Genomic DNA, 13,893 nt, shown 5'->3' with positions numbered 1-13,893 from the left:
TTAGAAACTGCGTTTGTAAGAAATGCTTGGAATTAATTGAAATAGGCTGTATTGGACGAATCCTGCATCTACTCCTGGTATATACTCCAGAAAAACAGGGTTTCTTCGGGCATAAATATTGTAGATTCCAAAAACCCATCGACGCTCGCCCTTTTTCTTCTCTTTGATAAGGGAAGCGCTAAAGTCCATGCGGTGATAAGTAGGCATCCGATAGGCGCCTCTTTCACTAAATACCACAATGAGCTGATTATTCGGATTGAAGTACTGGACTTCCGGTAGGGTAACTGCCTGCCCGGTACCAAATACCCACACCCCTGAGTATACCATTCTTGTGCTTTTATTGAAGTTTATGGCGAGGCTCAAGTCGTGACGACGATCAAATCGGTAAAAGTATTCTTTTCCCAAGTTCAGGTCCGGAGAATTTCGGAAAGTCCAAGCTAGGGTATAACCCATGAACCCGTCAAATTTTCCTGCCTTTTTTTGGGCCAGAAGTTCTACTCCGTAACTCCGGCCTTCAGCAGAAGTTACCGTTTCCTGCCAGTCGGTATTGATAGCTGCGTAGTTGACTCCCTCTTTGTATTCCAGCAGATTATCCATTTTCTTATAGTAGCCTTCTAAAGAAAATTCCAAATTTGGAGCAGGAATGTAAGCCACACCTGCTGTTACCTGATAAGCGTCCTGTGGAGGGATTTTTTCGGTTGTCGGTACCCAGAGATCGGAAGGCAGTCCGATGGTACTTGTCGTTAACAGCTGCAAAAATTGGGTCATTTTTGCATATGCCAATTTGGTAGACAGCTTGTCGCCCAGCCGGTAGTTCATAGAAACTCTGGGTTGTATCGAAGTATAGGTTTTTGCCGGCAGCGAAAATGACGATAAATGTGCTCCTATGTTGATATCGAATCTGCTGCCCAGTTTGAAATCATCCTCTAAATAGCTTGCGGTTTCCACTGCAGAAATGGGTTCGGTGAATAGGCTTATTGCGGTGTTAAAATTGTTGGTTGACAGTGCTTTAGGGGTAAATGTATGGTAGGTTAGCAAGCTTCCAAATTTGATGGTGTGTTTTGGAACCGGGAAAAAATCGAAATCGGCCTTGATTGTGACATCCTCAATCCCTGAGTTCAGCGAATTACTGTAAATTTCCGGTTCAGGTGTGTTTCCTGCTACGGCTTTAAATGTGCGTATGTATGAGTTATGGATGTCGTAATTAAACCGGCTGTAAGTAATGCCGACATTACTAAAAAGCTTGGAATTATAGGTGTGATTCCACCGGAATGCAGAGATGAAATTGCCCCATTTGAGGTTGTTTCGCTCCTCGTTGGTGACTATCTGGCTACTATTTTCTGTTAAGTCGTCGTTCATTAAGGTTAGCTTGTCGTTACCTAGGTAAATGCTGAAATATATTTTGTCAGTATCTGACAATGTATGGTTAATTTTGGCATATAGGTCATAGAAATGGTAACCGATATCTTGGTTCATGGACTCCAGAATGGGCCGTGCAAGAACATCCCAATAGGTACGACGACCGGAAACCATGAAGGAAGATTGTTCATTAATAGGCCCTTCCAGCGTGATTGCGGAGGCAAGCAGCCCCACGGTAGCATCTCCCCGGAATTCCTGACGATTTCCTTCTTTCATCTGAATGTCCAAGACCGAAGACAATCTGCCGCCGTAGCGGGCAGGAAACCCACCCTTGTAGAGATCCACATTGTTGAGGGCGTCGTTGTTAAACGTGGATAGAAAGCCAAATAGATGCTGGGTATTATACAAGGGGACACCGTCGAGTAAAATCAGGTTTTGGTCGGGTCCGCCTCCTCGCACATAAAAGTTGCTGAAGCCCTCCAGTCCTCCACTTACCCCCGGGAGCAGTTGGATGCTCTTCATTAGGTCTGTTTCACCTAGCAATACAGGCAGGTTGCTCATCTGCCGGACCGGTATTTTTAGGCTGCTGATCTGCGACGTCTCGACTAAGGACTGGCCCGCATATACATCTACTTCTGCTAAGGTGCTCGCCCTTTGTATCAATGCGATATCAAGTTTTATTTCCTCACTTAGATTTAGGCTTTGCTCATATCGGGCATATCCTAAGTAGCCTACGTTGATGGTATAGCTGCCGGGCGGAAGGCTGGCCGAGAAATACCCGTAAGCGTTGGTTACTACCCCAGAATTTAGCTCTGGAAAGTAAATATGGGCACCAATGAGTGATTCACTAGAAGTGCTGTCTGTCACATAACCGCTCACGGTAAACCTTTGGTTGCCCACATGATTTACATCTTTTTTCCTTTTGACAAGGATTTTCCCGTCTCTGATCTGGTACTCATGGGTCTGAGAGGGAAAAACGACGCTTAGAAGTGCTCTCAGTTCATACCTTTCTTCCGGCGTGGTCACTATCCTCTCTGTTTGTATATCAGAGGACTGGTAGATAAATGAATGCTGTGCCTGATCGCTAATGAGCTTCAAAAGATCACTGATCCTATATTCCTGCTGGGGGAGCTGAATGATGATATTGTCTTGTCCGTTGACATCAATTGCCAACACCAGAAAAAGAAATGTACCTATTAGTTTCATCTGTTTTTAATTTGTTCTTAAGCGATCAGATGGAATCTCGCACGAATTACAGTCGTCCCTCTGTGTGTCGCTTGCGTCGTGCTCGATTTCATGTGTCTATAATTGTTATTCAGCGGTCACATGGAATCTCGCATATAGCATAGTCATCCCAGTGTGTGACGGCTACGTCATGCTCGATTTTATGTGTCTATAATTGATTTTTCAAAGGGGACATCTTGTCCGGTTTTATCGGGATGCCGGCCCGTCCGGTAGGCAGGCTTGATTTCTTTTAAGTAGTTAGCTTGAAAGGTGAATGATGCCGGATTCCCAAAATCCTTCGGCATTATTCTAGGCATTCTATTTTATCAATGATTACCAGGTGCGCGTTTTTGCGGTAGTTGATTCCCAGGATAAACTCCAAGTGTCGCATAGTTTCTTCGAGTGTACTGCCATCCAGATTTCCGCTAATTCTGCAGGAAGGCCAGGCCTCCTCCAAGACAAAATCCACGAGATACGTTTCGCTCAATGCATTGAACACGTCCTCTACCGGGGTATTTTGAAAATTCAAGGACTTGAGATTCTCCTGAAAATTTTCTTCAATCAGCTTATCCCCTGTTAGAATACCCCTTTCGCCAGGTAGTAGCGTTACAGAGTCACCACGAATGCTGGTAAACAAAACCCTTCCTTCGTAAAGAGACAAGCGGGTAAAATTTGCTGTTTTATCGGAATTGAGGGTAAACGAGGTGCCTAGTACAGTCGTTTGGCTGTTAAACGTATTGATGATAAAGTGCGCGCTGTTTTCCTTTTTATGGACCGAGAAGTAGGCTTTTCCTACTAGATATACCTTCCGTTCCGAATGCTGAAAGCTTTCAGGCATGTAGGAAATCGATGAGTTGGGCTGAAGGTAAACAAAGCTGCCGTCGGGAAGATAGTGCGATACTGACTGTTCATGGGCAGCTATAGTAACCGTTAGTTGCCCGATCCAAAATTTATACCCCATCCATGCACCACTAACGGTAAAGAAAATTACCGCAGCTACCTTCCACCAGCTAGTGTGAAATGATAGACTCTTGCCTTTACCCCATTCAGAGTGGGTTTGAAACTTTTTCCAGTTTTTGTCAAGATCTATTTTCCGGTAAATTTCAGAATCCATCGATTTTTCCCATATTTTATGCATTTGCGCTAAATACCGGCGATTTATTTCGCTTGCTTGTCTCCAATCTTCCAGCGTTTGAAGTTCTTCCTCGGTCGCTTTGCCACTGAGTTTTTTGACGATGAGCGAATCTATGTTTTCACGGGTTTTCATAATTTGTCATGATTTAAAGTTATCAGCTCTCTAAGTCTCCTAGGTGTTCATTTTTTTAGAATAGGAGCAGGAAGGCATGGACCCTGTAAACCTTTTCCCGGAGTATTTTTAAGGCTTTGCTAATTTGTGTTTCTACGGTTCTGATGGAGATATTTAGCTGTTTGGAGATTTCTTTATTGCTGAGGCCATCATTTCTGCTCATGGTGAAAACATTTCTACAACCCTTTGGCAGCGAGTCCAAAGCCTTTTGGATTTCATGTATGAACTCTGCCTCTTCTACGAGGTCTCGGAATTCTTCTTGGACCATTACATTTGCCTGTACGTCGGAGATTTTTTTCGATTCTCTTTTTAATGCATCCATGGTCTGATTATACACCGCCCGGTACAAGTAGGATTTCAGTGAACTATGTACATGAAGGTGGTTTCGGCTGTCATAAAGGGAGAGAAAAACGTTCTGAACCACGTCTTCAGCCAACTCCAAATCGTGGGTGTATTTGCATGAAAACACCGTCAGAGGTTTAAAAAACCGCAGGTACATTATTTTGAACTCTTTATCGTAATCATTCATCGTAAAGTAGCCGGTGGCATTATTTGGTGGAGGGGAGCTTCGGGAATTTAAGTTAAAAGGGTTTGAAACAGAAGGATTATAGGTGATTTATTCTATTTATCGCAAAAGATAGGGAAACGCTGAAAGCGGCGTTATTCAGTACGGGGTTTGCACTATTCAGCCCATTGGAAATAACGTTGGTGAGTCCCTTGCTGAATAGAAAGCTGAGTTTTCCAGTATCAGATAGTTGATAGGCGAGGCCTGCCATCAAGCCAAAATCGCTTCGCCGAAACCCGAAGGGAATCAGAAGATCGTCTTCCGTTGCAGCTATATCACTGAAAATAAGTGATTGCTCATTCACCAATTTCTGGGAAATGCCCGACTCCAAGTACTCAAAGACTGTGGTACTTCTGCCGTTGATAGCGAAAGCAGCGTAAGTACCCAGTTGTGCTTGGAATTTGTTTATTTTGCAATACGCCATTATCGGAAGTTCAAGGTAATTTAGTGCAAACTTTGCCTCACCCTCACCTACTCCATCTTTCAACTGCTCAAAGTTTAATTTGAATCCTTTTCCAGAATAAAGGAGTCCGGTATACAGCCCCCACCGATCTCGTAAATCCTGTTCCAACGTCAGGCCGACTCTGGGGGCAAAGTGAGCAACTGTACGGCCTCCGAAGTAGGGCGCGGAAAATGTAGAAGTACCGGAGGAAAGGTTTATACCTCCAATCATATTTACCTCAGTCTGGGCTGTGGCCGCATAAAAAGCGAAAACGCAGAAGATTTGCATCATGAGATTTTTCATATCTGTGTAATTTTTCTCTATGTCTTTAAAACCGCGTGAAACACGTACGCGAAAAAATCTTTTTTTAGCATGCGATTGGGTTAGCGATAAGCCTTCTATACCTGGTATTCATTGGGCAGTAAATTTTGGCTGGTTAGGAACTAATTGGCGTCATAGCTGTTAAAAGTGGATAAAGAACTATTCGAATCCATGTTGCAAGCACAGAAAAGGCCCGTACACCTGTACATGGAGGCCAATCCAAATCCTAATTCGTTGAAATTTGTGGCAAATTTTATGCTCGCTGATGAAGGCGTGAGCTACGATTATCCCAACCTGGAGAGTACATCGAACTCCCCCCTGGCCAAAGAGCTATTTAATTTTGCGGCTGTAGAGCGGGTATTTATCGCGTCAAACTTCGTCACGGTCACTAAAACGGAGTCTGTGGAATGGCCCGAGATTCAAGATTTTATCCGAAACCATATCAAGGCCTATCTGGAAGATGGAAAGGCACCGGTTAACGTGGTTCTTGAAAAAGATCCCTTGTTTGACGAGGCGGACAGCGAGAGCGTGAAGAAGATCAAGGGTATACTGGATGAATACATCCGACCGGCAGTAGAGCAGGATGGCGGTGCCATTGTTTTTCACAGTTTTCAGGACGGAGTGGTGAAGGTGTTGCTACAAGGGTCCTGTTCGGGGTGTCCTTCCAGTACCATTACTCTCAAAGCTGGCATCGAAAACCTCCTTACCCGCATGCTTCCGGAAGTGAAACGCGTAGAGGCAGAGGGTGTTTGATGGTGCTGGTTTAGTCAACAGGAGACTCTCTTTAGGTGTATGGTCAAAGGAAACTGGGCATGGAGTTTTTTGGGGTTATTCGCATTGATAATTCGTTTTTTGGCCGTTAGGTTTCCTGAGCAGACCGAAGAGCTTTATTCGCGCACCATTTTCCCGGTGATCAGAAATAGTGTAGATGCTTCCCTATCCAGGTTACCTTTTCCGACAGTATATTTATTTTTGGCTTCCGGTTTAGGAGTACTGGGATATTTTGTGTTCAGGATTTGCTATCGGAGCTTCGGATGGAAAGATCGACTCTTGTACAGCTTTCGATCGCTCTGTAATGGTGCTGGCCTATTGGTCTTTTTCTTTTTGGTGTTGTGGGGTTATAATTATCAGCGCATCCCGATTTTTGAACAGCTTAATCTTAGGCCTTCCTCTCTAGATGAGGAGCTGTTGCTAGAGGAAATGCAACTTACCCGTAACCTGCTTACACAGGCACGTCCCTATATTCGGAGAGACACTTCAGCCATCGAAGAATCCATGGATTATGCCGAATTGGAAGCACTGGTGAGGGCTGAGGTAGGGGAAAATCTGTACCTGTTAGGGTTGAATTATTCGGGTAAGCCTCGGACCCGGGAGTTTTATCCGGCGGGTTTTATGCGGCATATGGGCATATATGGTATCTACTTTCCCTTTACGGGGGAAAGCTACATAGATCCAAGCCTACATGCCTTGGAAAAGCCCTTTACCGTAGCCCACGAGATGGCCCATAGCTATGGCGTTACCGACGAAGGGGAGGCAAATTTTATTGCGTGGGTCATCTGCACCAACAGCGAATCTTTTCTACTGAAGTATGCAGGGCATTTAAAGTTGCTAAGGTATCAACTGAACGATTTATATCGGATCAGCCCAGATAAATATAGGGAGTTTACCACCACACTCCCTCAGGGAATCATAAATGACTTGGCTTCAATCCGTAGAAATATCCTGTCCATTACACCGATGTTTTCTGAGGTAAGTCGAATGTCAAACGACCTCTATTTGAAAACCCAAGGTGTAAAGGCGGGCGTTCAAAGTTATGCGCAACTCCCCATGTTGGTATATGCCTGGCGGAACCAGCTGAAAGGAGCCTAACCTACCGGCTGATCGTTGTGTATTTTTCTGGCTTTAAAATATAAGTAGCCGAAGACCAAAGTGGTCAAAAACAAAAGAAAGGCCGCCCATTCGTTGGTTAAGCCATCCGCTTTGGCTTTTTCTACTTCCAACTCTTTTTCCGCAAGGGCTCGTTTTAAGATCCCGATATCGTTTTGCTGCTTTTGGGCAATAAACTTGTAATCCTCTTTTTCGTGGCTAATCGTGGTGGTTTCGATATCCTTAAGCATTTCCAATTCCGCCATGATTTGATTGTCTTTTTGGATGATCCGTGACATCCATTCCTGGGTGGCGATCAGATCCCTTTTGGTACGATTTCCGAAAATCCCGGTTTTTTGACTTTCCGATTCCTGCCACTCTCGGTGTAGTATTTCCCTTTCCTCGACCAGTTTCTTGAGTTTTTCCTGCGCATTGGCAGCATTGAATAGAAAAATCCCTGCAAGAAATACCCCCCAAATCGCCCAATGTTTCCATCTCGGTTCCTGTATTACCACCTTTTCCCCTTTTTGATTCATTTTTCTGGCTGTTTTCATTCGGTATGCTATCCTATACCGCAAGTTTAACACGTTATTCAAAAGCCATGCCTTTTTGGGGTTCGGCTACCCTATAATTTCAGCCTTTTGGCCTTTCTGCGTTTATAGGCACCTCGTCTACGTTTGTTGCCGGTGTAAAAATTATATAGGAAGTTAACGGCTACCACTGTGACGGTAAGTGGCACAAAAAGGGTGGGCATCATGGTTTTGATTCCTAGTAAAATGCACAACCCTGCAATAATACCGATCTTGAAGGAGGTGTGGTTTTCGGGGTATGTTTTGGAGACCATGATCAGGCTGACCACCTCTATTGCGATCAATGCGACGATTAGGATCGTCAGGACATACGGAAAAGTAACCGATGAGGCAACAAAATGCCAAAGGATAAGGGCCACCATCAGCACGAAACTGACCGTGTGAAGGGTGGTGTTGATACGTTCGTTCATCTTAGATTGGGTTTAGCGCTCGATCAATTTAGCGAATTACGCCAAAAAAACAAAGCCTCCCGAAAACGGCCGTTTTCGGGAGGATTAAGGGCACTATATGGGGGTTTCTTATAGCTTTCGCTTGATAAAATCTGTCATCATGTTATACAAATGCCAAGTGGTATTCCCTCCTCCAATCCCATGGTTGCGATTGGGGTAGTAGAAGGTTTCAAATTGTTTATCAGCTGCCACGAGTGCATTGAGTAGATCCACGCTGTTTTGGAAGTGAACATTGTCATCACCGGTGCCATGAATCAGCAGATAGTTCCCCTTAAGCTTATCTACATGGGTAATGGGGCTGTAATCGTCGTAGCCTTTGGCATTCAGTTGGGGTGTTTGTAAATATCGCTCGGTGTAGATGGTGTCGTAATACCTCCATGTGGTTACAGGTGCTACTGCTATGGCTGTCTTGAATACATCGTGGCCCAGCATCAGTGATAGGGAGGACATATATCCCCCGTAGGACCAACCCCAGATTCCGATACGATCTGAATCCACAAAGGAAAGTCCTCCTAGGTGTTTTGCTGCGGCGATCTGATCTTCGGTTTCCAGTTTCCCTAAATTGGCATAGGTTACATGCTTAAAGTCTCTTCCGCGTCCACCTGTGCCGCGATTGTCCACACACGCGATCAGGTAACCTTGCGCAGCCAGGTGATGGTGCCAAAAATCTCTGGTTCCTCCCCAGGCGTTTCGTACATTTTGCGAACCCGGACCACCATACACATACATTAGTACGGGGTATCTTTTTGTTTCGTCAAAATTGGCGGGTTTGATCAAGTAGCCATTGAGGGAAGTGCCATCCACGGTGTTGAAATTGAAAAATTCCTTTTCCCCTAAAGCAAACTCTTTCATGCGTTTTTGCAAGTCTTCGTTGGTTTCTAAGACCTTAATGGTCTTCCCCGAAGCATCGTGAAGGCTTACCTGTAAGGGTGTAGATGCGGTGCTGTGGCTGCTGATATAATACTTGAAGTCTGGACTCATATTGGTGCTGTAGGATCCGGACGCCATGTTGAGCCGTTTTTTTCCGGTACCGTTTAGGTTGATCACATACAGGTGCCTTTCCAAGGGGGACACTTCTGTGGATTCGAAATAGATTTTCTTGTTTTTCTCGTCTACTCCCACAAGGTTGGTTACTTCCCAGTCACCGCTCGTTACCTGACGGATCAGTTTACCATCCATATCATAATGGTAGATGTGCTTGTAACCGCTTTTCTCTGAGGTGGTAATAAAACTCTTGTTGTCGCTGAGGTATTGCAGGTTGTCGTTGTAGTCTAGGTCCACGTAGGTTGTGGATTCCTCATGAAGTATTAGCCGACTAGTTCCGGTGGAAGCATCCGCATGCAGGAGGTCCAGCTGATTTTGCAGGCGGTTTAGCCGGATAAAGGCCAAGGTATTGTTGTCGCCGGTCCAATAGATACGCGGGAGGTAGATATCTTCTTCTTCCCCAGCATTCATTTTTTGGGTTTTTCCCATGTTCAAGTGGTATACGTGTATCCCCACTTGGGCGTTTTTTTCACCGGCTTTTGGGTATTTGAAAAGGTAGTCTGAGGGGTATAGGTCTCCCCAGATCTGCATGTTAAAAACGGGCACTTCGGTCTCATCAAACCGAATGAAGGCAATTTTATCTCCTTGAGGTGACCAGGCAAATGCCTGTGCCATCGAAAATTCCTCTTCATACACCCAATCGGCTGCACCGTTGATGATTTCGTTGGTTTTGCCGTCGTGGGTAACTTGGGTAATGCTGCCTGTCTTCAAGTCCTTGTAGAAAAGATTGTTATCCTTTACATAAGCCACCTTGGTATTGTCGGGTGATAGGGTGGCATAGGAGACTTTTTCTCCTTCCAGCAAGGGCTGAATAGTGCCGGAAGTCATATCCAATACGTGGTATACGGCCTTGGAGGATCGGCGGTAGACGCGTTCTACATCGGAACTAAGCAACGCAAAGGTTTCGTCGGAGTTAAATGAATAGTCAGAAAAGCGAATGCCAAGTTTTTCTCCGTCCACCAACACAGCTTCTTCCTCACCGGTTGCCAAGTTTACCTTTACCACCCTGGCGGCGTTTTCTCCGGATAAGGTACTGTAGTATTTGCCGTCTTTCATCCAATTGATACCATAGACCCCCTTTTGACTGAATGTGGAAGTCTTGAATACATCTTCCAGCGTTACATTTTTCTTTTGCTGGGCATGAAGGGCAAGGGAGGCAACCATAAACCAACACAGCAGGATAGGTAGTTTTTGCGACATAGCGATTGATTTTGAAACCAAATATAGCCATTTGTTGCCTTGCGGAAAAAGATTCATTGGATGAAAGGTTAGGATCTTTGAGCTAGGTTTTATACGTTGCTCCCTTTTTCTGCTTCTCTGTATAATTTATAGACCAGCCGCCGTATTTTTAACTGAAAATTCGGAAATTCGCCAGTGATTGCCATGTACAAGTTTTGATTTCTTCCATTCATGTGCGATAGAATGCTGTTTTTCCAGTTACGAACAGGGTAGATAAATGAAAAAGAAAATTGCGTTGGTCACCGGTGGGTTTACCGGTGAGTCAGTGGTATCGTTAAAGAGTGCCGCAGTAGTGGAAAAACACCTCGATAAGCGTCTTTATGATGTATATAAGGTTTTTATCTACCCGGAGGAATGGTATTACCTCACGGAAGATGGTGAACGAATACCGGTAGACCGAAACGATTTTTCCCTTTTCCTGGACGGGAAAAAGATTACCTTCGACGGGGTATTCAATATCATTCATGGTTCACCCGGTGAAGATGGAAAGCTAGCTGGGTACCTGGATATGCTGGACATTCCCTATACGACTTGCGATCCGGCTACTTCCGCGATCACCATGAACAAGGGATATACAAAGGCCATTGTGGAGGAAATCGAAGAGCTGCATGTGGCCCGTTCCCTGCAGTTGTTTGGCAACCAATCGGGACACGTTGCCCGTGTAATTTCCACGCTAGGTTTTCCGGTGTTTGTCAAGCCCAATAACGGTGGTAGCAGCATCGGTATGAGCAAGGTGGTAAGTGGCGATGACCTGGGAGAGGCGCTGGAAAAAGCCTTTAGGGAAGATACGCAGGTGTTGGTAGAGGAGTTTATTTCCGGGCGTGAGTTTTCCGTAGGAATGTATAAAGCGGCAGGAGAGATTAGGGTATTGCCGGCAACGGAGATTATCAGCTCAAAGGAGTTTTTCGATTTTGAAGCAAAATATACACCGGGAGTATCTGAAGAAATTACGCCCGGGCGCATGACTTCGGAGGAGGTTCTTCGGGTGGAGCGTATCGCCAAGTCGGTCTACGAACGCCTAAACTGCCGGGGTGCGGTGCGTATGGACTATTTTTTGGAAAGGGATTCCGGGAGGTTTTTCTTTATCGAGCTGAATACCGTGCCAGGTCAAACGGAGACCAGTCTGATTTCCCAGCAGGTACGGGCAGTGGGGAATACCATCCAGGAATTTTATACCGAGCTTATCGAGGGGATGTGGGGCGCTTAAAAAAGAGGCCCGCTTCGTAGATGAAACGGGCCCTTATCGGGGAAGCCTTAGGAAAGGCTAAACGCTTTTTTGATCTTATCTACATGGTCTAATTTTTCCCAAGTAAAGAGCTCCACGCTTAGCGTCAGCGAGGCATTATCGGGAGAATAGAATGTTTTGGTGACTACCTCGTTTTCTCGGCCCATGTGGCCATAAGCGGCCGTTTCTTCGTAGATAGGAAATCGCAGTTTTAGACGCTGCTCGATTGCATACGGCCGCATATCAAACAAGTTTTCTATCACTTTGGCGATTTCACCGTCGTTCATGTCCACCTTGGCGGTTCCGTAAGTATTTACATAGATGGCCATGGGGGCGGCTACTCCGATGGCGTAGGAAACCTGGACCAGCACTTCATCGGCTAGGCCCGCAGCAACCATATTTTTGGCTATATGGCGGGTGGCATAGGCGGCGGAGCGGTCTACTTTAGAGGGGTCTTTTCCGGAGAATGCTCCACCTCCGTGCGCTCCTTTGCCTCCATAAGTGTCTACGATGATTTTGCGGCCTGTGAGGCCGGTATCTCCATGGGGCCCTCCAATAACAAACTTTCCGGTGGGATTGATGTGGTAGATGATGTCTGAGGTGAACAGGCGCTGCAGTGACTCCGGCAGCTGGGATTTAACCCGAGGAATAAGGATATTCAACACATCCTTTTTAATCTTTTCGAGCATTTCAGGCTCGGTGCCGAACTCATCGTGCTGGGTAGAAACCACGATGGTGTGTATTTTTTCAGGGACATTGTTGTCGCTGTAGACTATCGTAACCTGCGCTTTGGAATCGGGCCGTAGGTAGGTGATTTCATTGTTTTCCCTCCGAAGCACGGCCAATTCTTTGAGCAGCCTGTGTGAAAGATCCAAGGCAAGGGGAATGTAGTTTTCCGTTTCATTGGTGGCGTATCCAAACATCATGCCTTGATCGCCGGCGCCTTGTTCCTCCGGATGGTCGCGTTCTACCCCTTGGTTGATATCGGGTGATTGCTCATGTATGGCTGAAAGCACTCCGCAGGAATTGCCGTCGAACATGTACTCGCTTTTGGTGTAACCGATCCGGTTGATGACATCCCGGGCTATCTTCTGTACATCCAAGTAGGTGGAGGATTTGACTTCACCCGCTAGGATCACCTGACCGGTGGTAACCATGGTCTCGCAAGCTACCTTGGCATTTGGGTCAAAGGCTAAAAAGTGATCGATGATAGAATCTGATATTTGATCTGATATTTTATCCGGGTGCCCCTCAGACACGGATTCTGAGGTGAATAAATAGGCCATAAAATGTGATTTTGAAATTTGTGCGTAAAGTTACATTTAATGGCCAAATTTAAAAACTTATTGGTTTCCCTTGGAGAGGTTTCCGTGTAGTCCAGAGATCCCACTCATACAATGATTCAGCTGGTTCTTTTCCCCTGAAGGTAGTCGGGGATATAGAAGGCTACACCAAAAACAAGAAACATCAGCCCCGCAAAAAACTGGACAAAAATCTGAATATAGCCTAGATCATATAGATTCTTAGGGAAGAATAGGCTGGAGAAAAAGTAGAAAATGAAGCTCTCTCCGAATGAAAACAATACAAAAGTGGCAATCCAGAAATAAGGCAAGGATAGCAGGTTATGTTCTTTGTATTTGCTTTGCCGTATAATGTCCTTGAAGAAAATCAGTGAAAAGAAAAGGATTAGGCCATTTCCAAACATCTGACTGTAGCTTTGGATCATTTCGTCAAGTGGTTGGAAAAAGAGGCTGTTAAGTAGGCCGGAAACCAAAAAGACAACCAACGTAAGTAAAATCTTGTCCTGAATTTGGCAGCTGAACGGTAGAAAATAAAAGAATGCCAGCATCATCCCCACTCTCAAGTAGACAAACAACAAGTTGTATAGAAGGAAGCTATCCAGGTTGGTCTCGATGGCTATTTTCCAAAGCACCTCCGCCAAAAAGGTCAGCATCAAAACGGAAAATACCACCTTGTGAGTTCGCTTGTATTCCTCTTTTGGCCTGCCGAAGAGAAAGTATACGGACGAAAGGAGCAATCCAATAAAGAGGCAAAAGTGAAATAGATTTCCTTGCATAATGGTACATCGCTTGAATAATGCAAGTTAAACAGGGAAATCCAATCACGAAATACCCTGATCGGGGTATTTTTTATTTGAAAAAGGCTAGTTTTTCATTGAAAATGGAAAATATGATCGTGAAAGGCTCAAACACAAAAAAAGCCGGTACATTTTTGCACCGGCTTTTTCTATATAAGGGACATC

General features: G+C 45.1%; 13 protein-coding genes. 3 read left to right on the top strand and 10 right to left on the bottom strand.

Features of this window, described 5'->3' with window-relative positions; all coding sequences use genetic code 11:
• The 5 genes from IAQ59_RS13475 to IAQ59_RS13455 all read right to left on the bottom strand — a co-directional run bounded on the left by IAQ59_RS13475 (position 1) and on the right by IAQ59_RS13455 (position 5,199).
• Positions 1–2,565 (bottom strand): TonB-dependent receptor, encoded by a 2,565-nt coding sequence (locus tag IAQ59_RS13475; RefSeq protein WP_209331348.1) that lies wholly within the window; start codon positions 2,563–2,565, stop codon positions 1–3.
• 179 nt (positions 2,566–2,744) lie between these two features.
• A complete protein-coding gene (locus IAQ59_RS13470) occupies positions 2,745–2,900 on the bottom strand; it encodes a hypothetical protein (RefSeq protein WP_209331347.1) in 156 nt (51 codons plus the stop codon).
• Positions 2,888–3,850, bottom strand: a complete 963-nt coding sequence (locus IAQ59_RS13465; RefSeq protein ID WP_209331346.1) for a FecR family protein — start codon at positions 3,848–3,850, stop codon at positions 2,888–2,890. Before IAQ59_RS13465 ends, IAQ59_RS13470 begins: the two co-directional genes overlap by 13 nt.
• A gap of 55 nt (positions 3,851–3,905) precedes the next feature.
• Positions 3,906–4,418, bottom strand: coding sequence for an RNA polymerase sigma-70 factor (locus IAQ59_RS13460; protein WP_209331345.1), 513 nt, complete (start codon positions 4,416–4,418; stop codon positions 3,906–3,908).
• Positions 4,419–4,494: 76 nt separating this feature from the next.
• Positions 4,495–5,199, bottom strand: coding sequence for a porin family protein (locus IAQ59_RS13455; protein ID WP_209331344.1), 705 nt, complete (start codon positions 5,197–5,199; stop codon positions 4,495–4,497).
• Between the two features lie 189 nt (positions 5,200–5,388).
• On the opposite strand from IAQ59_RS13455, the gene IAQ59_RS13450 reads away from it, so the two are divergent.
• Both IAQ59_RS13450 and IAQ59_RS13445 read left to right on the top strand, forming a co-directional pair.
• A complete protein-coding gene (locus IAQ59_RS13450) occupies positions 5,389–5,970 on the top strand; it encodes a NifU family protein (protein WP_209331447.1) in 582 nt (193 codons plus the stop codon).
• Positions 5,971–6,009: 39 nt separating this feature from the next.
• Positions 6,010–7,086 carry a DUF3810 domain-containing protein gene (locus IAQ59_RS13445; RefSeq protein WP_209331343.1) on the top strand — a complete coding sequence of 359 codons (1,077 nt, stop codon included), beginning with the start codon at positions 6,010–6,012 and terminating at the stop codon, positions 7,084–7,086.
• On the opposite strand, the gene IAQ59_RS13440 is transcribed toward IAQ59_RS13445, so the two are convergent.
• The 3 genes from IAQ59_RS13440 to IAQ59_RS13430 form a co-directional block, all read right to left on the bottom strand.
• Positions 7,083–7,619 carry a Clp protease ClpB gene (locus IAQ59_RS13440; protein WP_245189594.1) on the bottom strand — a complete coding sequence of 179 codons (537 nt, stop codon included), beginning with the start codon at positions 7,617–7,619 and terminating at the stop codon, positions 7,083–7,085. The genes IAQ59_RS13445 and IAQ59_RS13440 overlap by 4 nt on opposite strands.
• An 89-nt stretch (positions 7,620–7,708) precedes the next feature.
• Positions 7,709–8,083 carry a hypothetical protein gene (locus IAQ59_RS13435; RefSeq protein WP_209331342.1) on the bottom strand — a complete coding sequence of 125 codons (375 nt, stop codon included), beginning with the start codon at positions 8,081–8,083 and terminating at the stop codon, positions 7,709–7,711.
• Positions 8,084–8,191: 108 nt separating this feature from the next.
• Positions 8,192–10,366: a S9 family peptidase gene (locus tag IAQ59_RS13430; RefSeq protein WP_209331341.1), complete on the bottom strand. Its 2,175-nt coding sequence runs from the start codon at positions 10,364–10,366 to the stop codon at positions 8,192–8,194.
• A gap of 256 nt (positions 10,367–10,622) precedes the next feature.
• On the opposite strand from IAQ59_RS13430, the gene IAQ59_RS13425 reads away from it, so the two are divergent.
• Complete coding sequence (locus IAQ59_RS13425) at positions 10,623–11,612, top strand: D-alanine--D-alanine ligase (protein WP_209331340.1); 990 nt, start codon at positions 10,623–10,625, stop codon at positions 11,610–11,612.
• 47 nt (positions 11,613–11,659) lie between these two features.
• Here IAQ59_RS13425 and metK read toward each other — a convergent pair whose 3' ends face one another.
• Both metK and IAQ59_RS13415 read right to left on the bottom strand, forming a co-directional pair.
• On the bottom strand, positions 11,660–12,916 hold the full coding sequence (metK, locus tag IAQ59_RS13420) for a methionine adenosyltransferase (RefSeq protein ID WP_209331339.1): 1,257 nt from the start codon (positions 12,914–12,916) through the stop codon (positions 11,660–11,662).
• Positions 12,917–13,032: 116 nt separating this feature from the next.
• Positions 13,033–13,707 carry a hypothetical protein gene (locus IAQ59_RS13415; RefSeq protein WP_209331338.1) on the bottom strand — a complete coding sequence of 225 codons (675 nt, stop codon included), beginning with the start codon at positions 13,705–13,707 and terminating at the stop codon, positions 13,033–13,035.
• Positions 13,708–13,893 lie beyond the last annotated feature (186 nt).

The organism is Lunatimonas salinarum (assembly GCF_017811155.1).
GTDB lineage: Bacteria > Bacteroidota > Bacteroidia > Cytophagales > Cyclobacteriaceae > Lunatimonas > Lunatimonas salinarum.
The sequence above is the reverse complement of the archived record's forward strand: the minus strand, read 5'-3'. Positions and strand labels throughout refer to the sequence as shown.